This window comes from Paenibacillus amylolyticus (assembly GCF_003719335.1).
Lineage (GTDB): Bacteria > Bacillota > Bacilli > Paenibacillales > Paenibacillaceae > Paenibacillus > Paenibacillus amylolyticus_D.
On record NZ_RIAS01000001.1, the window covers coordinates 268,592 to 292,084 of the forward strand.

The following is a 23,493-nucleotide window of genomic DNA, read 5'->3' on the forward strand; positions in this document are numbered from 1 at the left end:
CCGCATTTTCCTTCCCCTTCTGCAACATGTTAATGAATCTGTTCCTGCTCATGTACAATGTCATATTCGTACCCCTGCTCTACCAAAAACATCTGGCGATTTAACGCAAAATCCTGTTCCTTGCTATTTTCGGAAACCAGTGCATAGAAATAAGCTTTGTTCTCACCTGCTTTGGGACGTAAAATCCTTCCAAGCCGCTGGGCCTCTTCCTGCCTTGAACCAAAGCTGCCAGAGATTTCGAGGGCTACCGCAGCATCCGGCAAGTCAATCGCAAAATTGGCAACCTTGGACACAACAATCGTACGAATTTCGCCCTTTCTAAAAGCAGAAAACCAGTGAATGCGCTCCTGTTGTGACATCGATCCAGAGATTAGTGGTGCATCAATTTCCCGGGCAATCATCTCAAGCTGGTCAAGATATTGCCCAATGACAAGTGTCGGTAAATTTTGATGTCGTTCCAGTAAACGTTTTACAACCTTTAATTTCGCCGGATTTTCAGCTGCCAGCCGAAATTGATGTTTACCCTCGGCCTGCACATAAGTTGATCTTAATTCAGGCGACAAGGGTACCCTCACTTCCTTACACTCCACTTCAGCAATCCAGCCTTGCTGCTCCAGCTCTTTCCATGGCATATCATATAATTTGGGGCCGATCAGCGAGAACACATCCTGTTCACATCCATCTTCACGAACAAGCGTGGCGGTCAAACCCAGACGACGAGTGGCCTGAATGTCCGCAGTAGCCCGAAAAACCGGAGCTGGCAACAAATGCACTTCATCATAGATGATCAGCCCCCACTTTCTCTCATGTAAAAGATGAATGTGGGTGAAATCCGCATCTTTCGATTTGCGATGAGTCAAAATTTGATACGTTGCTACCGTCACCGGTTTCACCTGTTTTTTCTGCCCCGAATACTCTCCGATCTGTTCCGCAGTTATCGTTGTTTTATCCTGAATCTCCTGTATCCACTGCCGGACAGACGTTGTATTGGACGTTAAAATAAGACATTCACATTGCAACCGTTCCAGCACAGCCATGCCAATAATCGTTTTGCCCGCTCCGCAGGGTAGTACCAGAAGTCCGCTCCCCCCGATGCCTTCGCCCTCTTGAAAAGCATCCACTGCCTTCTGCTGATAAGGACGTAGCGCAAATGTAGGTCGTCCTCCCTCTCCGCATCTGCTAGACATACTCGTCGTTGAATCATTAATATTAGACCTCCAGCCAAATGAAAGTTCGCTCCCTTTCCGATAACCGGCGTAATCCAATACAGGGTAACCAAGACGTGTCAGTTCTCTCTTCAATAAACCGCGCTTTTCCCCCGATAACACAAGCTCATGTTTGCTCATTCGCTCCATACGGAAAGCAGATATCGATTTGATGCCACTCAAATCATCCAGCAATTGTTCGTCTTCGCTAATTAGGCGCATTTTGGCATGGTCCGGCTCGGCATGCAGCTTTAATTTGCCGTATTGCTCCATTATTCTGAACACATCCTGAGTGAGAGCCGCGGGCACATTCCAGCGTGACACCTTCTCAAGACTCTTAATCACCCATTCTGGATTCCAGCCTAGTGCCGCTGCATTCCACAGCGATAAAGGGGTGATCCGATAGGTATGAAACGTTGCAGGTGTCTTTACGAGTTCGGCGTACATACCGAGCTCCGCTCTGGCTGTTTCAAACCCGGGATGCCCCACTTCGAGCAACACTGTGAAATCACGCTGTACAATGCACGCTCCCTGCGGATTGAACATCTCCATCTTTCCCACATCCCCATTCCTGATCTAGATCGTTCGAACAAAGATCTGACTCGTACACTCCGATCGCAAACTTCATTTTATTCACAACAAAAAAAGCATCCTGTCCATACCTTGGTATGTTCAGGATGCCCAACTACAGTTCTCAGCATTCAGCTGCGTAACCCTTCGCCATTGCCACAAACAGTTTTACCCCCGTCTGCATGGCGTCCTCGTCAAAATCAAACATCGGATGGTGATGTGGATACACCGCATTTTTCTCTGGATTACCTGCACCGACAAACATGAAACACCCCGGGACCATTTGCAAATAATACGCAAAGTCCTCTGCGGGCATCAGCATCGGAGAGTTTTGCACCCGATCCGGGCCAAATATCGCTGTTGCTTCATTGAAGAAACGTTCCGTCTCCTGCGCATCATTGATCACGGGCGGATATCCCATGATGTATTTCACCTGGGTTTCCGCACCATATGCAGCTCCTGTCTGAGCCACCATGGTAAGAACACGTTCTTTCATTCCTGTCCGCGTCTCTTCATCAAACGTTCGTACCGTGCCGCTGAGCTTGCACTGCTCTGCAATCACATTTTGCGCAGAACCGGCCTGCATCGTGCCAATCGTTAGTACTGCCGGACGCAACGGGTCGACGGACCGGCTAACGATAGTCTGAAGCTGCATCACAAGGGCGGAGCCCGCAACGACACTATCAACGGTAGCTTGTGGCATGCCGCCGTGACCACCTTTTCCCTTAATATCGATGTAAAAGTCATCTGCCGCAGCCATCATCGGTCCTGCTGTGCTTGCAACGACGCCAACGGGAATCGGCGTCCATAGATGAATGCCGTAGATAACGTCTACACCTTCCAGCGCTCCGTCTGCAATGACCTGAACAGCACCACCTGGCAACAACTCTTCCGCAGGCTGGAACAGAAAACGGATTTCGCCCCGCACTTCCTGCTTATGACGGCTGAAATAAAGCGCGGTTCCCAGCAACATCGAAATATGACCGTCGTGACCGCAAGCATGCATCGCCCCAGGTTGCTGTGAGGCATACTCCACATCTTTCTCGTCCTGAATCGGCAGCGCATCCATGTCAGCACGAAGCATGACGACAGGCCCTGGCCGTTCACCGCGAAGTATTCCAATCACCCCATGGCCGCCGATATGACGTTTCACCTCAATACCAAAGCTCTCCAGCATATCTGCTACAAAAGAAGATGTTTTCTCTTCATGAAAGGAAACTTCAGGATTGCGATGAAGGTGACGCCGCCATTCCACCATGTGGATCTGCAGATCTTCCCACCATATATTATTTGTCATGTAATCCCATCCTTTCGATCATCAGCAGGGCTTGTTCACAGCCCCCAACCTTCCTCTTCAAACCTATTGCTGTATATTGTAACAGAATTACATGAAAACCGATACGAAAGGCCTTTAGAAAGCTTGCACGGGAAGGGGAAACATACTATCATGAACTAGAGAAACACACGAGAATTATACTCGGAAGCTTATGAGGAGGATCAAACGCTTATGATTTTTGAGAATACAGGCTTGGATGGCTTGAAGAGCGACTTGGCATACCTGGATGAGAGCGCCGAGAAAGTCGGATTTGTCCGGTGGCAATGGGAATATTACCGTGCTACATATGACTACAAAATCGAAGATGAACAAACCAACTCAGAATACTTTGTACGCATTAATACGCGCGCGGTAGAAGGCAAACTGGAGAAACCCGATACGGTTCTGGCCGTTGAAGCCGTTTATCTGGGCAAAGCTACTTTTCCGCATGGACTTGATTACGACTCTTCCGTTCCGCAGCCAGTCGTGAAGCTGGCCACCCAAAAACTGCAGCAGCTCAAAGAACTGCTCGAAGCTTAGGCGGGCCAGATTATGAAACAACAAACGGCCCAGACGAGAACGAAGAGAGGCACGCCGGATTTTCAACTGCTAATCCTCACTTTATTGTTGGTGGGCTTTGGACTGGTGATGGTATTTAGCTCCAGTTCCAGCATCGCAATCGCAAGCGAAAGTTTTAAAAACGATGCCCTTTACTTCACGAAAAAACAACTTATGTGGGCGATGATCGGTCTGGTTGGCATGTTTTTTGCCATGAATATCCGCTTTAACAAGTACAAAAAGCTCTATGCACCCTTTTTCCTGTTTACCACAGCACTGCTCTTGATTGTATTGGTAACGGGTGCCGTTCTGAATGGTGCAAGAAGCTGGATTCGTATATTTGGATTCAGTCTTCAGCCCGCAGAGTTTGCCAAGATTGCAATTATTTTATATTTGTCTGCACTCATTACCAAAAAAGGCGAACGTTTCCGTGATTTCAAGACCGGATATTTCCCTGTCCTGTTCATCGTCGGATTTATTGCAGGATTGATCATGTTGCAGCCAGACTTCGGTACCTGTTTCATTCTGGTATCTACCTGCGGTCTTGTCATTTATGCTGGTGGAGCTAACATGAAGCACATCCTGGGTTCTATTTTATTGGTTGCGCTTGGTGGCGCACTTGCCTTTGGAGCTAGCGCCCTCTTTTCCTCCATGTCTCCGGACACTCCTGCGCTGGACAGCACAACAACGGTGACAGCGGAGCAGAACTACAAAATTGGACGTATTCAAGCCTTCCTCGATCCAGAGTCTGATATTAATGGCGGAAGTCTCAACCTCTACCGTTCTCTGGTTGCCATCGGTGACGGTGGCATTACAGGTTCGGGAATTGGACAAGGCACCATGAAGTTGCATTATTTGCCTAATGCCTATAATGACTTTATTTTTTCCGTCATCGGAGAAGAGCTCGGTTTCATCGGGAGTGCATTGTTCCTGCTCGTTTATCTGTACTTTATCTGGAGAGGCATTATCGTCTCGCTCCGTTGCCCTGATCCTTTTGGAACGCTGGTGGGTATAGGCATCATGGGACTTATCGCAATCCAGGCCTTCATCAACATTGGTGGGGTGACTCAGACGATACCGGTAACAGGAGTTACACTTCCGTTTATCAGTTATGGGGGGACTTCGCTCTTTGTCATGATGGTGGCGATGGGTATTGTACTGAGTATTTCACGGACCAACAACCTTGAAGCAATCAAGGAAGAAAAAACGAAATCGGTAACGGTGCAGACACGTACCTCCCCTGCACTTCGTTCACGGGATTCGATTCGCCGAGTTCGTTAAGGAATGAAAAAAGACTTTGCATCTGTACGATGCAAAGTCTTTTTTTCGTTTCTTTGTATAAAGATAAGGAACAAAATAGATTTGTTCATTCCCATCGCGTAGTCTAAAGATTTACAGATCGTCGCCTTTGAAAGAGACTCCCTCAACCTTTACATTCACTTCGACTACACGTAATCCGGTCATCGTTTCTACTGCTTCTCTTACATTCTGCTGAAGCATACGGGAAACTTCATGAATCGGGGTTTCGTACAGGACGATGATGCGCAGATCAATGGCTGCTTCCAGCTGGCCGACCTCTACGCCTACGCCCTTCTGTACGTTTTTACCACTGAGACGTTTCGCCCAGCCCTCTGACAAACCTCCAGACATTGCGGCGATTCCAGGTGTTTCCATTGCAGCCATTCCGGCAATTTTCGCAACCACGTCATCGGCAATCCGGATGTTTCCGCTCTCCATTTGAAGTTGTTCTGCCATGCCACATCCTCCTTCACTTCGTTACTCGTATTTTAAATCCTTTCCACCCTAAAAAGCAAATTTAACTGTAAAAGATGCGTTTACAACCTGCCCCTCTTTGGTTATATTGAAATATGAAATTAATCGCATAGGTACATAACGTGAATTTCAAAACAAAATAAGTAAATAACCGAGGTGTTTTTTGTGAGAAACCGGATTTCATCTTTTTTGCTGATTGCATTTTTTGCACTCAGTGCCATCGCCCACTTCTTGAAATGGGATTCGATTCTACAGTTCGTCATATCTGCCATTTCGGTTATTTTTGTGGCCGGATTTTTAGGTAAAGCGACCGAAAGTGTAGCTCACTATGCAGGTCAACGACTAGGAGGATTCCTAAATGCCACCTTTGGCAATGCAGCCGAACTAATTATCGCGATTTTTCTCGTTAAAGAGGGCTTGTTCGACATGGTCAAGGCCAGTCTGACCGGATCCATCATCGGCAACCTGCTACTCGTGCTGGGACTCAGCATTTTTGCCGGCGGGCTAAAGTATAAAACGCAAAATTACAACGTTTCGCTTGCAGGGCTGAACGGCTCCCTGATGATCGTTGCCATTATTGCTCTGTTCGTCCCGGCCGTATTCCTGAACACCCACTCTATCACACAGCGGGATACGAATACACTCAGTCTCATTGTGGCCGGCTTGCTCATTCTAGCTTATATCGCGTGGCTCATCTTCTCAATGGTCACACATAAAAGCTATCTTGCCGATGTAACAGATGACCAGGACGAAGAACTGCCTCATGAGCATGCTCCGGCGTGGTCGAAGAAAAAGTCGATCCTCTATCTCGTGATCGCTACGGTCATGGTCGCTTTTGTCAGTGAATGGCTGGTCGGCACACTTGAAGTATTCACTTCAGAGTTTGGACTAAGTGAGCTGTTTGTTGGTGCGTTCCTTGTGGCCATTATCGGTAATGCAGCCGAACACAGTGCAGCCATCATGCTTGCGATGAAAAACAAAATCGGTGCCGCTGTTGAAATTGCAGTAGGCAGCAGTTTGCAGATCGCACTATTTGTAGCTCCAGTGCTGATCTTTGTAAGTTACTTTACGGGTCGTACGATGGATATCGTATTTACCACCATTGAACTGGTCGCCATCGGTGTGTCTGTTTTTATCGCCAAATCGATCACACAGGATGGCTCCACCAACTGGTATGAAGGTTTGCTTCTGCTTGTTGTTTATGTCATTCTAGGCGTCTCATTCTTCTTGGTATAAAGAACTGTAGATTGACCGTCATACCACTCCTGCATACATCAAGAGACAGCCGAGGGATTTCTTTCCCGCGGCTGTCTCTTTACTCCTACTGCAACAATAGACGATACATCGACACATACAAAAAAAGCATGCAACGGAATGTGCATGCCTTCTATTCTGACCCGCGCGATAGCAGGCTATTGCTCATTCTTTTTGTTCAAAGCTTCATATAAAATCGCCAAGTTCCGCTCAAGCGCGCTAACCATCTGCTTACCTGTACCTTCTGGAAGGAGTCCTGCACGAACAGCAAAATCAACTTCCTTGGAGAACCCATACATCTGTGTATCCAATACTTCCTCATAGAGAGGGCAGTAGCGGGTAGCCAGATTCTCCATCTGTACTTCAATAAGCTTCTGTATTTTATCTGCATCTTCTTGAAGAAGATTGATTGCTTTCAGGTTCAGCTGGTCCTGCAGATCAGATGAAGTCATGCATCATTTCCCCCCTATGTCCCAAAATCGCGTAAAGACGTTCTACCTCTAATATTAGACGAAATGAAGAGCTAATACAAGAACCTGACCAAAATAACCGCATGAGTTGTGAGCTCTGTTACAGCCTTTTCTCCCTTTCTCTAATTCACTCTAAGGGACATCGTGTTCCGCTATGACTAAAAACACCCCTGCCCGAAGGCAGAGGTGTTCTTAAATGATGTTATTCAGATGCGATGTTTACATTCAGGCCATGCTTTGCAAATACTTCTGACATCGCTGCCTTCGCTTCGTCTGCATCCGGGCCATGAACATGCAGTTCATAACTGTGCGTGCTAATCAGCGTTGTAAACAACCCAAGAATACTTTTTACGTCGATATACTTGTTTTCCGAATGAAGCACGATTGAAGAAGTAAACTTGCCTGCTGTTTGAGCAATTTCCACTACAGCCGCGTTATTACTCGACATAGGAATCCCTCCGTCTTTTCACTTTTGGTATCATCTATTAATTACCACTACATGATACCGTGAATCCGCTTTCCTAGCAACTGCAAAATGCAGTTCCTATTTTAACTGGTCAGGATTCAGGCACTCCAACTCAGGAATGACAAAGATGCCGTCTTTACGAATCAGCACATCATCGAAATAGATTTCCCCGCCGCCGTAGTCTGGACGCTGAATCAATACGAGATCCCAGTGAATGGATGAGCGGTTTCCGTTATCTGTTTCTTCATATGCCTGACCTGGCGTAAAGTGCAGGCTGCCTGCAATTTTTTCATCAAACAAAATATCTTTCATCGGGTGCAGAATGTGCGGGTTGAAACCAATCGCAAACTCACCGATATGACGCGCGCCTTCATCTGAGTCTAGAATTTCATTCAGACGTTTCGTATCATTGCTGGATGCTTCCACGATTTTACCGTCTTTGAATGTAAACTTGATATTCTCAAATGTAATTCCGTTATACAGCGTCGGTGTATTATAACTAATCGTTCCATTAACAGAGTTGCGTACGGGTGCACTGTACACTTCACCATCCGGAATATTTTTTTGCCCGGAACACTTCTCTGCACCGATATCTTTAATGGAGAAGCTCAGATCCGTGCCTGGTCCCGTAATCCGTACTTTATCTGTACGTTTCATGAGACTCGCGAGTGAGTCTTGCGCTTTGTCCATTTTCGCATAATCCAGGTTGCATACGTCAAAATAGAAATCTTCAAATGCTTCCGTGCTCGTGTTCGCGAGTTGTGCCATGCTTGCGTTAGGATAACGAAGCACCACCCATTTGGTATGTTTGACACGCTGTTCACTATGTACCGGATGGGAATACAGAGAGTTGTACAGTTTCATTTTTTCTTCTGGCACATCGGACAGATCATTCACGTTCTCTCCCGCACGAATGCCGATATAACAATCCATTTGTTTCATACGGTTCAGATCAATCTCTGCCCACGTTTTCATCATCTCTTCCGTAGCATTTCGAAGCATTGCACGCTGAACAGTTCGATCCGTCAACTGTACAAATACGTTACCGCCTTTTTTGCCCACTTCTTCAATAATGGCATTGATCAAATCACGCTCTGATCCAATCATCTCAACCAATACATTTTCGCCGGGCTGTACATCAACAGAATAACCTACCAGGTTCGCTGCAAGCTTCTGAATTCTTGGGTCCTTCATTCGATAAATCCTCCTGTCATCTGCCATTCAATGAATTGAACAACGGTAAATTACGTTACTATTGTAGCACGCACCAGACATCCCGTCAGCAGGCAGTCACAGGTTTTATTTATTGATATGATTTAAAGTTCACATCGGTTACCAGTGCTTCTATATTACTTCGGCTACTGTTATCGGTATATTTCACTTGACTTTCGGAGGAAAGTCGCATCGGTAAGCTGGTTTTGCGATCGACCGTCAGATGATAGACGGTATGTACCTCGGCCTTTTGAATCAACTTCTGCATCGTATCCTCGCCCTGTTGCCATACCTTTTGCAATTCCTGCTCAAGTTTCTGCTTACTTGCACCTTTCACTTGGCTCGCCTTGTGCATGTACTCTGCGCGAATGGAAGCCATCTCATCTGTCAGTTGTTCTGTAGCCCAAGTTTTGGCGTCCTCTGGCGCAAGCTCTATCCGCAAAATACGTGTTTGGCGGCCTGAGCCATATTCGGATTGAATTGTTTTTTTCATACCGTCAATCTTCTCTAATTGCGCAATGGGGTTAAAACGGGATAAGGACCCACGTAATGGTTCATGCTGCGCCGTTAAAGCATTCCATTGTCCTTTTTTACGTTGAAAAGAGGCACTGAACCCGCTCGGTTGGCCATTACTTTTCACCGCATTCAAACTTACTCCTGAGTCCGCTGCAGTCACGGCACCTGGTAATCGGGTCTGCAACGTCAGCCGGTCATGGTCTTCCAGCTTACCTTCAAATTTGAATTGATTTTCAAACATTCCACTGTTTTCCCGTCTTAATCCAGCCTGTCCCTCAAACGTCAACGTCTCTTTCCCGGCTATGCCGGATAATGCCAGAGAAAATATTTCTTCCGGCGTCCGATCATGCTGGAGCATCCCGCACCCCGGAACAATGGCCATCACAAAGCAAAGGATTAGCGATAAAGCATACGTAGACTGGCGGTTCAGCATATCTATTCCACCTTTCAGTCATATTTCCCTTAGATTGCCCTCACAATATGTGGTTATACTTTCTTCTTTGCGGCCAGACGAATCACGCGGATTTTCATCCACACATACCCGCTCCGAAAAAAAACAAAAAAAAGAGAGAAACGACCCCATAACCGGAATGTTTCTCCCTTATCGTGTAACTTCCTGTTCCTCTATAACAATCCGATTCCGACCCCCGTTCTTTGCACAGTATAGAGCCATATCTGCACGGTAAAACAGGGACTCTACACTTACTTTCTCATCCATCCAGTTCCATTCGGCAATGCCACTTGACACCGTGACAGACGGCCTCGTCTCGGCTTCAACTCGGGTACGGATCAGTTCTGCGTAAACAAGCGCTTGCTGAATTCCGATCTGAGGCATGTAAATAGCCAATTCTTCACCGCCCCACCTTGCGCAAATATCCTCGGCTCGAACCGAACTTGTAACAATATCACTGACTTGTTTCAATACTTGATCCCCAGTTTGATGACCGAAGGTATCATTCACCTGTTTAAACTGATCGATATCGACGACAACTAATGAACCGCAGTAGTCATGAGCCTGACGTTCGTGAATAATATTATCCAAGTAATGCCTTACGTACAGTCCTGTCAACATGTCCAGATTAGCCAGCCGGCGCACCTCCGCATGCAGGGTGGCATTGGTTAGAGCAAGACCAAGATGAATCGATAACATTTGCAGCAACCTGTAGTTCTCATAGGAGAAAAAATGCTCCCGCACATGGGCAAGCAAAATAGCACTCTTTACCTGTCCGTCCACTCGAATTGGTGTTGCAATCAGAGACATCGCGCCTGTCAGTTCCATGAAACTGGAAGTTACCTTATCAAACTGCGTATAGTCAGATATAATTAATGGCTCTTCTGTCTGATACATGTAACCCGCAATGCCAGAATCCATAGGATACGTTCTTTGACGAATCTCTTTTACATTGGACGCCATTACCTCAAACCTGTTCGTACTCTCATTTAATTGCAAAATGCAGCAAAAATCGGCCTGAAAGATGTTTTTAAACTCTTGCTCGGAAAACTGATAAATTTCCATCAATTGCAGGCTTTTATTCAGGCGCTGTGTCAGATCGTTGATTACACGTAGTTCCTGAATCAACATATGGGATTGCTCATGAAGTTTGGCATTTTCGAAGGCTGTCCCTGCTGTATCTGCCATCATGGCAATCAGTTGAAGATCCGACTCTTCCATCAATTCCTCATTCATTTCGATATGAAACACACCGTATATCCCCTGCTTGCCCTTGAGTGGCAACCCCACCTCAATGATTCGTCTGTCCAACTCGTCAGACCGGGAGACAATCAATCTGCCCTCCATAAATGAGCGAACACAGATATCTTCTCCACGTTCCTGAATAAGGAGCGGTTTAATCCGAGGATTAAAGCTTCTCTGGTCCTGAGACATATAGAGCATAATGTGTGTAGAAGGATAGAGATAGTCCATGCTGACAAATACTTCGTCCAATATCGTCACAACATCCATTTTGTCATGCATACGCTGTACGATCTGAAAAAGAATGGATCTTCGGTGTTCCTCCCGAGCTGTTTGTTCATGTGTATGCAGCAAGTCCGTCATAAATATGTATTCAAATCTTCGGTAAAAGCAGGTGCGGTAATGCAATGCCTCAGATCGAACTACAGCTTCTGACGTTTCGGATCGGTGGGATTCAAAGACCAGAGCAACAAACACAGCAAACATATCTTTATTGATTCTTGAAAACAGGGGCTCAGCAATCAGCAGATACTCCCCATGCTTACTTATTCCGCGTCTAGATAAAGTCTGTTCCTTTTCATTACACTCCAAAACCATCGAACGTACATTGATATCCGAATCCGTAATCTGGCCGGAGTCCTCTTCTATGCACTCTCCTTCTGTATTCCAAACACTGTATACAGCAAATGGCCCACCTGACACAGAATCTTTCTGGTTTGTCCAATCGTTGAAGGCTTGTCCTAACAAACTGCTTAAATATGAGAAGTCAAAAGGTGTGATATCCATTTTTTGCATCCACAACGCATGGTCATCATGAGATGGAAGCACAGTAAACGATGTGGAATCGCCCGCACTTCGCGATTTCAGACTGGCAGGTAAACTTCTTAGATGTTCCAACATGTCAGGCGCTCCTTTGCACCGTTTTTGCATCCCCAAGGATGCATTAATCTGCATCAATTATCGCAAATCTGCAAAATATTAACGGAAACCTTGATACATAAGATTGTTTAAAGTTAAGATACCATCTATTTTACTCTGTTTGAAGCTTTTTTGCACTCATATTTCAGAAAATCGTCCCATTTTTTTGGGCCTAATGACCTATCGACAAATTTAGACGTTTTTCTGACTTTATGTATCACTTGACTTTGCTCCTTTCAGGATGTAGAATAAATTGTTGATGAAGACTACTAAAACGGTCTTTAAATTTGGGCGTTACCGGTTGTGTCACCCTCATTCTTTTTGTTGCTTTCAGGACAGCGGCTGAACTTCCTGATCGTTCTATGCGAGGCCAAGCCCGCATCAACAAATTGGAGCGCAAACAGAGCCCTATATGAACTTTAACTAAAAAGGAGCTACTTTAAACATGGCACGTTACACTGGTCCTAAATTTAAATTGAGCCGTCGCCTCGGCATTTCCCTGAGCGGAACAGGCAAAGAATTGAAACGTCCTTTCCCTCCAGGTCAGCACGGAGCTAACCAACGCAGAAAAATGAGCAACTACGGTATGCAGTTGCAAGAAAAACAAAAATTGCGCCACATGTACGGTTTGGGCGAAAAACAATTCCGCACATTGTTCTCCAAAGCGCAAAAAATGCAAGGTATTGCCGGTGAGAACTTCATGTTCTTGCTTGAGTGCCGCCTTGACAACCTCGTTTACCGTCTTGGCTTTGCTAACTCCCGCGCTGGAGCGCGTCAATTGGTAGCACACGGTCACGTAACAGTAAACGGTAAAAAAGTCGATATCGCTTCTTACCAAGTAAGCACTGGCGATGTAATCGGCTTGCGTGAAAGAAGTCGCGGTCTGGCTTCCGTTAAGGAAGCTTTGGAAAACCGCAATCATCTTCCAGCATACGTTGAGTACAACGAAGCAGCTGTAGAAGGTAAATTCATCCGCTTGCCTGAGCGTGCTGAATTGTCCCAAGACATCGATGAAAAACAAATCGTCGAGTTCTACAACCGTTAATCGTTGGATCACAACAAAAAATCAACTGTTCGAGATTTTCTCGGCAGTTGTTTTTTTGTTGTTTTTTTTATTCCTCCCTCAGACCATCTTCATTACTAGCCTCTACATAACGATAATATATTTATCTTCCTTTTTTTTGGAGAGAAATCACCAACATAAAGAGACACGCATCAGTAGAAAGACAACTTAGGGGGGCTACACATGTCATTTTTTCGAAATACCAAGCTCGCCGTAAAGCTAGGATTACTGCTCGGATTAGTACTCCTCTGCTCGATCGGCGCATTAATCGCCTTTAACACCAAAGCCATATATGATAAAAGCCTGCAATATGGTGAAGCTGTAGCGGAACGCTCAGCAAATGCAGCTACAAGCGAATTCATGACTGACATCAACCAGGTAAAAAATACGCTCGACAGCTTGAGTACCACCCTGCTGGACGCTTCAAGAAATGGGACGCTGAGCCGTCAAGATATCGTAAGGCTTTTGGAAGAATACTTGAAGAAGGACGAGAAGGTTTTTGGATTTTATACCGGATGGGAGCCCAATGCCTTTGACGGCAAGGATGCCGAACATGTGAATAAGGATAAGTATGATGATGAAACAGGCCGGTTTATCCCTTACGTTATCCGAGATGGAAGCGCATTGCATTTTGAACCGCTCACTACTTATGAAGGAAACAGTGAAACCAGTAAATACTATCAACAGCCGAAGGCGACCAAAAGCATTTATTGGTCCGAGCCAACCACATACAAAGTTGCTGGTAAAGAGACCTTGCTCGTGTCCATCGTTCTGCCTTTGCTTGACGAAAACAATGCCTTCCTTGGCATCGTTGGAGCTGATTTTACGATTGAGGGTTTCCAGCAAAATATTGCATCACTGAATCCCGATCAAGGTTATGCCATGCTAGTCACAAGTGAAGGGCACATTGCTGCGCACGGTTCAAGACCGGAACTGACCAAAGAGAATGCCGAGCTCTCTGCCAGTACCCAAACCCTTATTCAGCGCATCCAGTCGAATGATACAGGGTTCTACACTACGGTTGACGATGGCAAACCAGAATTATTTATTGCCGAACCCGCCAAGCTTCAAGGCTCCGATTCTAGCTGGCATCTGGTATCCGCATTACCCAAAAATGTGATACTTCAGCCTTTTTACGATAGCTTAAAATGGTCTGTACTCATCGCTATATTGGCGGTACTTCTACTGGCAAGCGTGGTCGCATACACCATCGTATCCATTGTAAAACAATTGAACCGTGTAAATGTTGTCGCAGGACAACTCGCCCATGGCGATCTGACACAAAAGTTGCCTGTTAAATCGAAGGATGAATTCGGAGTCATGGCCCTTCACATGAATGAAATGATGAATACATTGCGCCATACAATCTCTGTTATATCTGAACATGCCTTATCTGTCGGTTCAACTTCGCAACAATTAACCGCCGGGGCAGAGGATACAAGCAAAGCCGCCGAACAGATGGCACTTACCGGAATGGAAGTAGCAAACAAGGCGGAGAAGCAGGTTCAGGAGTTACTTCATTCCTCCCGTTCGATGAACGAAATATCCACGGGCATTGGAAGAATAGCGGAAGCTGCTTCCGAAGTAAGCAACGCATCAAAATCAGTGACGGAACGAACTTCATACGGAACAGACAAGATGCAGGCAGCTATCCATATGGTGGAGCGTGCAAATACATCTGTCCAATCTTCCATGACCGCACTGGAACAATTTAAAAAGCGCTCGGAAGAGATTGGTCATATAACGGGTATGATTGCTGAAGTAAGCCGCCAAACCAATCTTCTCGCCCTCAATGCTTCAATTGAAGCTTCGCGAGCGGGGGAACACGGACGTGGCTTTGGCGTTGTAGCTACAGAGATTCGCAATTTGGCTGAGCAATCCAGACAATCGGCTGCTGACATTGCCGCGTTGATCCAATCGGTTCAACAAGAAGTTCAGGATATCGTTGAAAATATGGAAAAGGGAAGCGCCGAGGTGAATCACATTGCCGAGGTGATGAACGAGAGTGGCGATCTGTTCACATCCATCTCATCACAGATCGCCGACGTGAATCAACAAATTGCACAAGTCTCCACCATTGCCAAACAAATGTCAGGTGAATCGCAGCAGGTCGATTCATCGCTTGAGCAGCTTAAGACGATTGGTCTTGAAACAGCAGCGCACGCCAGCGAGGTTGCTTCAGCTTCTGAGAAGCAGCTTGCTTCTATGGAAGAAATCACTGCTGCATCTGCTTCTCTGGCACACCTCACACAAGAACTGTTGGAACTTATCCAGCGTTTCAGAACCTAATGAGAATAAGGATATAATTTTTTTTCAAATACTTTTCCTATATAGACCTCAAGGCTGGCCTGCTTACATGCAGTTCCAGCCTTTTTCCTTACTTTTGCAACTCATGAAATGTCGTCCGATATCACATGCTATATATCATAATCCATTCCAGTTTGGCAAATTTCGACCATTACTTGTATTTCTCAGGCATGCAAACGGGTCTTTTTATGCTATAATTAGTGCTGTTAAAAGGAGGAAGACACTGAATGGTTGATGTTACTAAGAAAAAGCCTGAAGATCCGCCTGTACGCAAGCGTAGCTTTGCACGCAGACTAGGTAGCTTCGTTATGTGGATGGTTGTCCTTGGATTTATGGGCGTACTATTCGTTGGCGGTGCTTTAATGGGTTACGTCAGTTCGATCGTTAAGGACGAACCTGTCCGGTCAAGGGCCCTGATTGAACAAAAAGTCAGCGAAAACTCCATCACAGGCTTTGCTTACTTTTCTGACGGCAGTCCGATTGGTCAACTTCGCACAGAAGAAGACAGACGTCCGGTCACCTTTGACCAGATCCCCAAAAAGGTTATTGATGCCGTGATTTCGATTGAAGACAATCATTTTTACGAACATAAAGGTGTAGACATGAGCGGAACACTGCGTGCCGTGAAACAAAAAGTGCTGAAAGAATCAGTACAGACGGGTGGCAGTACGCTTACACAGCAATTAGCTAGACGTGTATTTTTGAATTTGGACCGTACGGAAGATCGTAAAGTAAAGGAAATCTTGCTTTCCCTTCGACTGGAGCGTTTTCTGACCAAAGACGAGATTATGACCGCCTACCTGAACAAGGTTCCTTTCGGCAATGGTTCCAGCGGATACAACGTTTATGGAATCAAAGCAGCGGCTAAGGGATTGTTCAATATCAATGATCTCGAAAAAATAAACACAGCTCAGGCCGCTTATCTGGTTGGATTACCCCAGTCGCCCTCTTCCTACTCTGCCTTTAATGGTAAGGGCGATTTTGTAGAGGATAAATTTGATCGCGCCATCAATCGTCAGAAACTGGTGCTGCGTCGCATGCTGGAACTTGGTAAAATCACGCAACCGGAATACAACAATGCACTTGCCTTTGATATCAAAAGCTCGCTTGCTCCGAAAACCGTTAAAGCCTATAACACTTATCCATACCTTATGATGGAAACGGAACGTCAAGCAGCACAGATCATCATGAAGCAACTAAATGCGGACAAAGCAGAGGCTACAGGCAAAAGTACAGATGCTGAGGCATCGCAAAAAGAAAACAGCGCCCTGCTGGAAGAAGCTCAATCGCAGCTTCGCACAGGCGGATATCGCATCTATACAACAATTAACAAAAGCATCTACAAAACAATGCGTACGATTGCCGAAGATAACAGCAATTTCTCTGCTGATGATCCCGTCAAAGGAAAAGAACAGACAGCAGCAATGCTGATCAATCATAAAACAGGAGCAATCCTTGGCATGATTGAAGGCCGAAGCTTCCAGGATGAACAGATGAACTATGCGACTCAAATGGTTCGTCAGCCAGGTTCCACGATGAAACCTATTGCGGCTTATCTGCCAGCTCTGGAGGAAGGTCTTATTCAACCGGCCTCCATCATCGATGATGCGCCAATTATTCTGAAAGACGGCCCTAGCGGCTACCATATCGCGAAGAATGCGAACAACCGTTATCAAGGTTTGGTAACCGCTCGTAGAGCATTGAATTACTCATTGAACATACCGGCTCTGAAGCTTTTTAATGAGGAAGTTGGCATCGATAAAGCCTGGACTTTTGCGAAAAAGCTTGGCATTACGACGATCCAGAAGCAGGATTATCAGGCCCAGACCGGTGTTCTCGGCGGACTTCAATACGGTGTAACTGTGGAGGAACTGACAAGCGCCTACGGTGCAATTGCTAACAAAGGGATCTACAACGATTCCTATATGATCAGCAAAATTGTGGATTCCAAAGGCAATATCGTATACAAACACGACAGCGAGCCTGTACAGGCATTCTCGGAGCAAACGGCCTATCTTATGACGGACATGTTACGTACCGTTATAACAGAAGGTACAGCCGATAAAGTACGGGAAAACTACAAGTACAGATCAAGTGTGCCGATTGTAGGTAAAACAGGTTCAACCCAAAACTACGCCGATGTCTGGTTTGAAGGATATACACCCGATGTTACGCTCGGTGTGTGGGTTGGTTACAAACAACCGATCAATACACTCGAAAACAAATCTCAACGCAAACGTGCTCAGCAGCTTTGGGCCAAAATCATGAATGAAGTCATCGAAACACAGAAGGATCTGTTTGTTACTAATTCATTCAAGAAACCTTCTGGTATTGAAACCAGAACAGTTTCAGCATACAGTGGCAAGCTACCCACATCCCTGACTGATAAATTTGTTACTGACATTTTCAATAGCAAATTTATTCCCAAGGAACGTGATGATGCTGTCGCTAAAGCGAAGTATATTACCTACAACGGTGTAAATTACATTCCACGTGATCAAACACCTGCGGATATGTTGAAGGAAAAGACCGTTGTCAAACGTAAGAAACCAATCTCCGATCTCATCAAAGAATTGCAAAATGCATTTAAACGGATGAGTCGTCATGAGTCGCTTGCATACTATCTGCCTGAGGATGCCGGTGCTGATCTGCCAACTGAGGTTGATCCACGCACGGATAACGGCAAAGCACCAGATGCACCTGGCAATGTTCGCATCTCCATCTCGGGAGAACGAGCATCCGTCACATTCAATGCTACACCTGAAAGCGATGTTGTTGGATATCGTCTCTATCGTTCAGTCGGTGGTGCCGGATTCCAGAATCAAGGTCAGGTTGTACTGACAGGTGAGTCCAGATCGTTCTCAGCTTACGCAACAGCTGGTGGCAACTTCGCATTCTATGTTACTGCCGTAGACGTTGCTGGCAAGGAATCTGCGCCAAGTGCGATTGTGAGCAGTGCAGGCGCTGGTGCGCCTGAACCAGAGGTCAAAGAGCCTATTAATGTGCCAGGTACAGTTGTAACGCCTGGAGAGACAGCAACGGACAATGCACCTACAGCACCTACAGCAGCTCCAAACACACCAGGCCAAGTGAGCGTCTCTGCGCTCTCACAAGGGCTTCGCATTCAGTGGGCACCGAACTCGGAAGCGGACGGCGTACAAAGCTACGCTGTTTTCTATAGCGAGACGGGTTCGGAACCCTTCACCAAGATTGGCACCACTTCAGGTACTAGTATGGTATATGGTGTACCGTCATCAACGGGGGGCTGGTTCAAAGTATCCGCCAGCAACAGTGTCGGAGAGTCTGCATCCTCGGAAGCGATACACTATCAGCCTTAATCCTGTTGACTAACAGATCTCATAAAATGAATGAAGAAGCCGCATGTCAGTGTGAATACACTGACATGCGGCTTTGTTTATGTTCATATCCGGTCGCCAAAACGAATGGCGACCTATTCGAAAAATTAGGCACAAAAAAAGCCTGGTTCACGCCCTGCATTGTAGATGCATGAACCAGGCTTTCTAGCTCTCAACTAAGCGTTGCAAGCTTTCCATTTCCAACCCTACATGATGCTCAGTCCTCAATGGTGGATAAGTCACCTGTTGGCAGATCAAGTTCCCACGCCTTCAACACACGGCGCATAATCTTACCTGAACGAGTTTTTGGCAGTCTTTCTTTGAACTCGATCTCACGCGGTGCTGCGTGAGCGGACAGGCCCTCTTTTACAAAGCGATAGATCTCTTCCTTCAGCTCCGGCGTCGCCTCATACCCTTCACGAAGCGCCACAAACGCTTTGATGATCTCTCCACGTGTCACATCCGGTTTACCAATCACGCCAGCCTCAGCAACCGCTGGGTGCTCTACCAGTTTACTTTCCACTTCAAACGGTCCAATGCGCTCTCCAGAGGAGTTGATGACATCATCGATGCGTCCCTGGAACCAGAAGTATCCGTCTTCGTCCATGTACGCCGAATCCCCGGATACATACCAGCCTGTAAGTCTGAAATATTCCTCATACTTCGCTGGATTATTCCAGATTTTTGCCATCATCGACGGCCAAGGTGTACGTATCGCCAGGTTCCCCATGCTGTATGGCGGCAACTCTTGTCCACGATCATCGATAATCGCTGCCTCAATACCCGGTAGCGGACGTCCCATGGAACCCGGTTTAATCGGCATACCCGGGTAGTTACAGATTAACTGTGCTCCCGTCTCGGTCATCCACCACGTATCATGAATTCGTTGACCGTACGCCTTCCAGCCCCAACGTACGACCTCCGGATTCAGCGGTTCCCCTACCGACATGACATGACGCAAGCTGCTCAAATCATGCTGGGCAATCGTCTCGTCCCCTGCGCCCATAAGCATACGGAATGCCGTAGGGGCACTGTACCATACACTTACCTTGTTTTTCTCAATTGTGCTATACCAGTCCTGCGGACTAAAACGCCCCCCACGAATCACATTCGTTACCCCATTAAGCCAAGGAGCGAAAATGCCATACGACGTGCCTGTTACCCAACCTGGATCGGCAGTACACCAGTATACGTCATTTTCTCGCAGGTCAAGTACAACCTTACCTGTATAATAATGCTGAATCATCGCATTCTGGACGTGGTACACACCCTTCGGTTTCCCTGTTGAGCCAGAGGTGTAATGAATCAACAGTCCATCCTCACGCGTCAGCCATTCTACCTCCATATCATCCGAAGCCGCAGACATCTCTGCATCAAAATCAATCAGTCCTTCCTCAGACTGTGGGCCACCGCCGACAACAAAAATATGTTTCAGCTCTGGCAATTCGGAACGTTTGATCCGTCCCAGAAGCTCAGGAGTGGTCACAAGCGCAACAGCACCACTGTCCTCCAACCGATCCTTCACTGCCGTTTCCATAAAAGCCTCAAATAAAGGACCAGCTATAGCTCCCACTTTTAAAATACCCAGCAGACTGAAATACAGCTCAGGACTTCGTGGCATAAAAATAAATACACGATCTCCTTTAGCTACGCCATATTTACGCAACACATTACCAAAACGACTCGACTGCTCGCTCAGATCTGCGAAGGTGTACGCTTCCTCACGAGAAGCATCGCTGTAGAGCAATGCCGTCTTCCCGCCTCTGCCTTCCAGGACATGGCGATCAATCGCCTCATGTGCCATATTCACTTTGCCGCTGGCGTGCCACGTAAAGTGCCTTTCTACCGTTTCCCAATCGAACCGGCTTCTTGCTTCCGTATAATCGCCCAGATTCGATTCAGACACCACCGTTTGCAGCATCTCATTATGTGCTTGACTCATGCTTGCCAGCCTCCTTCAACTCGACATTTCGATTCCCATCAGGGTTCATTCGTATTGCCTTCATGTTGACTGAACTTCCAGTTAGCGCTTACATTAGTAGAGAGAACTTCTCATCTTGTACTTGCCTGACCCAACCGATGCACTCAAACGGTGTTGAATTGTGAACATTTTTTGTCAACGCAATTATAGCAAATTGGATCAAACATCGTCTACGGCTTTTCATTTTTTTGGTTTTTTGCTATAAGTAGGGGGAGAGAGGGGTATGAACCATGGAGCATATCAAGAAACATCATATACGTTCCATTTTCAAGTCCGGCCACCGAATTACGGTTGAGGGGCCTGTGCCCGCAGAGCAGATTATGGAATTGACGTTTCACTCCGATCTGGATGCCTTTCGGCGCCCGGCAGAGCAACAAGAAGCCATTGCCGAGATTGCTGCCTTACCGGAAGGGCGAATTATCATTGCCTATGAAAATGATATCATCATCGGATACGTTACTTTTCACTACGCAGATGAATGTGAACGCTGGTCCGAGGGCAACATGACAGACTTGATTGAGCTCGGAGCCATCGAAGTCGCAGACGAATATCGCTCTCTGGGTGTTGGCCGTGAAATGCTCCTTACTGCGATGCAAGATACGTATATGGAGAACTATATTATTTTCACAACAGAGTATTACTGGCACTGGGACTTGAAAGGCAGCGGACTATCGGTATGGGATTATCGCAAAATGATGGAGCGGCTCATGCAAAACATTGACATGACCTGGTACGCAACAGATGATCCTGAAATCTGCTCCCATCCTGCGAATTGCCTTATGGTACGAATCGGCAGTCAAGTACCGATGACCTCGGAGGAACAGTTTGACCGTGTCCGCTTCCGTCATCGGTTTATGTATTAAAGGAAAAGATGCGAATCGCGAATTGAATACATAAAAGAACCGCCTTGCAGATCATTGATTGGAAACAGATCTGTAAGGCGGTTTAATATTTATTCATTTATGGGTTAGTTACGTGTTTCGAATCACATATGTTCAAGCATGTGCTCAACAATACGATGGGAACGCTGGGAAGACTGCACCGTAAACTCGGCAAAATTCACATGTGCAGAACCGTCTGCCTTGTCAGACATGCTACGCAGCACGACAAAAGGTACACGGTTCATGTAACATACTTGAGCCACCGCCGCCCCTTCCATCTCTGCACAAGCTCCGTCCATCTCTGTGTAGAGCATATTTACGGTCTCTTTGCTGGCAATAAACTGATCACCTGATAACACTTTGCCAATCCGGTAATGAGCGCCCTGCGCCTTGCACGCTTCTTCAGCAAGCGAAATTAATGCAGGCTCCGCCGGAAAAGCGGATGTCTCCTGATACGGGATCACTCCGCGTTCGAATCCTAGCGGCGTTACGTCCATGTCGTGCTGTACACATACCGAAGAAATGACCATGTCGCCAATGTTCAATTCAGGATGAACCGCTCCTGCCACACCTGTAAAAATGATCCGATTCACCTGAAAGCGATCAATCAGAATCTGCGTAGTTACCGCCGCATTTACTTTCCCTACGCCTGATTTGCATACCACAATCTGCTTGCCAAGCCACTCACCAGCAACATACGTAATCCCCGTCTGCTTGACTGTTTCATGCTGTTTCATGCCCTGAAGCAGAAGCTCTACTTCCTCATCCATAGCACCTATAATTCCTATCGTTTCACGCATTGTTGTATCCTCCCTGTTTCCAGTTCTCGATGTGAGATCAGATCATTATGCAAGCCGTATTAAGCACAAAAGCTCCGTTTCCGGAGCTCCTGTACAATCAAAATCTATGTAGAGAGAATTCAATCTCCCTTTTACTTACTTAATCAATTAACCTGCGTGACTTACCGACAGACGAAGAATGGTTTCATGCGGCAAAATCACTCTTGGATTCTCCACATTTTCTTTCTTCATCAGTTTGGTTAGCAAACGCATCGCTACCGCGCCCAGATCATACATGGGCTGAGCAACAGTTGTTAACTGTGGACGCACCATGGAAGCCATACGAATGTTATCCACACTAATGATGGAGAAGTCATCCGGTACTTTCAGGCCATCGTCCTGAATGCTATGAATTGCACCAATCGCCATTTCATCTGTTGCAGCAAAGATCGCAGTCGGCTTTTTCTTGAGTCCAAGGAAATATTTCATCGCTTCTACACCGGATTCATAACGATAGTTACCGATGCGTACCAGATCCTCTTGATATTCAATGCCTGCGGCTTCCAGTGCCTTCTTGTACCCTTGGAAACGTGCAAAACCGTTAGCCGGATCCTGTAACGTTCCACTGATCATCGCGATCTCTTTGTGACCGTGGCGAATCAGCGTGTTGACTGCATCAAACGCCGCTGCTTCATGATCAATATCAACAGAAGGGAATGTACCCTTCTCATCACTTGTTGCGCACAATACGATTGGAACTGCTGCAGACTGGAACGCTTGAATGTGTTCATCGGTTACCGTACCGCCCATGAAAAGCAGTCCATCCACTTGTTTCTCCAGCAGCGTGTTGATAACACGAATTTCTTTTTCTTTCTTTTTGTCCGCATTACACAAAATGATATTGTAGTGGTACATATTCGCAATATCTTCGATTCCGCGGGCAATCTCCGCAAAGGTGGAGTTCGAAATGTCCGGAATAACGACTCCAACTGTCGTTGTCTTTTTACTCGCCAGACCACGGGCTACCGCATTCGGACGATATCCGAGTCGTTCAATTGCTTCGTATACTTTTTTCCGCGTCTGCGGTTTGACATTAGGGTTATTGTTGACTACCCGTGATACCGTTGCCATGGACACTCCAGCTTCACGTGCCACATCATAAATGGTTACCGTCAC

Annotated in this window: 18 protein-coding genes; 7 read left to right on the forward strand and 11 right to left on the reverse strand. The window is 46.4% G+C overall.

Annotated elements, in window-relative coordinates:
* Positions 1–29 precede the first annotated feature (29 nt).
* Positions 30–1,757: a DNA repair helicase XPB gene (locus EC604_RS01100; protein WP_430538726.1), complete on the reverse strand. Its 1,728-nt coding sequence runs from the start codon at positions 1,755–1,757 to the stop codon at positions 30–32.
* A 142-nt stretch (positions 1,758–1,899) separates the two neighbouring features.
* Positions 1,900–3,072, reverse strand: a complete 1,173-nt coding sequence (locus EC604_RS01105; RefSeq protein ID WP_123062374.1) for a M20 metallopeptidase family protein — start codon at positions 3,070–3,072, stop codon at positions 1,900–1,902.
* A 210-nt stretch (positions 3,073–3,282) separates the two neighbouring features.
* Here EC604_RS01105 and EC604_RS01110 point away from each other — a divergent pair, with 210 nt between their 5' ends.
* Positions 3,283–3,630 (forward strand): YugN family protein, encoded by a 348-nt coding sequence (locus tag EC604_RS01110; RefSeq protein ID WP_090923657.1) that lies wholly within the window; start codon positions 3,283–3,285, stop codon positions 3,628–3,630.
* 12 nt (positions 3,631–3,642) lie between these two features.
* Positions 3,643–4,929, forward strand: a complete 1,287-nt coding sequence (gene ftsW, locus EC604_RS01115; protein WP_123062375.1) for a putative lipid II flippase FtsW — start codon at positions 3,643–3,645, stop codon at positions 4,927–4,929.
* A 111-nt stretch (positions 4,930–5,040) separates the two neighbouring features.
* On the opposite strand, the gene EC604_RS01120 is transcribed toward ftsW, so the two are convergent.
* Positions 5,041–5,403: an Asp23/Gls24 family envelope stress response protein gene (locus EC604_RS01120; RefSeq protein WP_090923659.1), complete on the reverse strand. Its 363-nt coding sequence runs from the start codon at positions 5,401–5,403 to the stop codon at positions 5,041–5,043.
* Positions 5,404–5,586: 183 nt separating this feature from the next.
* On the opposite strand from EC604_RS01120, the gene cax reads away from it, so the two are divergent.
* Positions 5,587–6,657, forward strand: a complete 1,071-nt coding sequence (cax, locus tag EC604_RS01125; protein WP_090923660.1) for a calcium/proton exchanger — start codon at positions 5,587–5,589, stop codon at positions 6,655–6,657.
* A gap of 176 nt (positions 6,658–6,833) precedes the next feature.
* Here the strand turns inward: cax and EC604_RS01130 are convergent, their stop codons facing one another.
* From EC604_RS01130 to EC604_RS01150, 5 genes are all read right to left on the reverse strand, one after another.
* A complete protein-coding gene (locus EC604_RS01130; protein WP_090923661.1) occupies positions 6,834–7,127 on the reverse strand; it encodes a YlaN family protein in 294 nt (97 codons plus the stop codon).
* Positions 7,128–7,347: 220 nt separating this feature from the next.
* On the reverse strand, positions 7,348–7,593 hold the full coding sequence (locus EC604_RS01135; protein WP_090923662.1) for an HPr family phosphocarrier protein: 246 nt from the start codon (positions 7,591–7,593) through the stop codon (positions 7,348–7,350).
* A 96-nt stretch (positions 7,594–7,689) separates the two neighbouring features.
* On the reverse strand, positions 7,690–8,805 hold the full coding sequence (locus tag EC604_RS01140; protein ID WP_123062376.1) for an aminopeptidase: 1,116 nt from the start codon (positions 8,803–8,805) through the stop codon (positions 7,690–7,692).
* A gap of 109 nt (positions 8,806–8,914) precedes the next feature.
* Positions 8,915–9,772, reverse strand: coding sequence for a hypothetical protein (locus tag EC604_RS01145; protein ID WP_123062377.1), 858 nt, complete (start codon positions 9,770–9,772; stop codon positions 8,915–8,917).
* Positions 9,773–9,940: 168 nt separating this feature from the next.
* Positions 9,941–11,932: a sensor domain-containing diguanylate cyclase gene (locus tag EC604_RS01150; protein ID WP_123062378.1), complete on the reverse strand. Its 1,992-nt coding sequence runs from the start codon at positions 11,930–11,932 to the stop codon at positions 9,941–9,943.
* Between the two features lie 463 nt (positions 11,933–12,395).
* Between EC604_RS01150 and rpsD the strand changes: the two genes are divergently transcribed.
* From rpsD to EC604_RS01165, 3 genes are all read left to right on the forward strand, one after another.
* The gene (rpsD, locus tag EC604_RS01155; protein ID WP_123062379.1) at positions 12,396–12,995 is read left to right on the forward strand and encodes a 30S ribosomal protein S4; all 600 of its coding nucleotides are present in this window, start codon (positions 12,396–12,398) and stop codon (positions 12,993–12,995) included.
* Positions 12,996–13,196: 201 nt separating this feature from the next.
* Positions 13,197–15,302 (forward strand): methyl-accepting chemotaxis protein, encoded by a 2,106-nt coding sequence (locus EC604_RS01160; protein WP_123062380.1) that lies wholly within the window; start codon positions 13,197–13,199, stop codon positions 15,300–15,302.
* A 245-nt stretch (positions 15,303–15,547) separates the two neighbouring features.
* The gene (locus EC604_RS01165; RefSeq protein WP_123062381.1) at positions 15,548–18,658 is read left to right on the forward strand and encodes a transglycosylase domain-containing protein; all 3,111 of its coding nucleotides are present in this window, start codon (positions 15,548–15,550) and stop codon (positions 18,656–18,658) included.
* A gap of 235 nt (positions 18,659–18,893) precedes the next feature.
* On the opposite strand, the gene acsA is transcribed toward EC604_RS01165, so the two are convergent.
* Positions 18,894–20,618 carry an acetate--CoA ligase gene (gene acsA / locus EC604_RS01170; protein ID WP_123062382.1) on the reverse strand — a complete coding sequence of 575 codons (1,725 nt, stop codon included), beginning with the start codon at positions 20,616–20,618 and terminating at the stop codon, positions 18,894–18,896.
* A 269-nt stretch (positions 20,619–20,887) separates the two neighbouring features.
* On the opposite strand from acsA, the gene EC604_RS01175 reads away from it, so the two are divergent.
* Positions 20,888–21,520: a GNAT family N-acetyltransferase gene (locus EC604_RS01175; protein WP_123062383.1), complete on the forward strand. Its 633-nt coding sequence runs from the start codon at positions 20,888–20,890 to the stop codon at positions 21,518–21,520.
* 122 nt (positions 21,521–21,642) lie between these two features.
* On the opposite strand, the gene EC604_RS01180 is transcribed toward EC604_RS01175, so the two are convergent.
* Together EC604_RS01180 and ccpA are read right to left on the reverse strand one after the other, a co-directional pair.
* On the reverse strand, positions 21,643–22,338 hold the full coding sequence (locus tag EC604_RS01180) for a 5'-methylthioadenosine/adenosylhomocysteine nucleosidase (RefSeq protein WP_123062384.1): 696 nt from the start codon (positions 22,336–22,338) through the stop codon (positions 21,643–21,645).
* Positions 22,339–22,485: 147 nt separating this feature from the next.
* On the reverse strand, positions 22,486–23,493 hold the full coding sequence (ccpA, locus tag EC604_RS01185; protein ID WP_090923671.1) for a catabolite control protein A: 1,008 nt from the start codon (positions 23,491–23,493) through the stop codon (positions 22,486–22,488).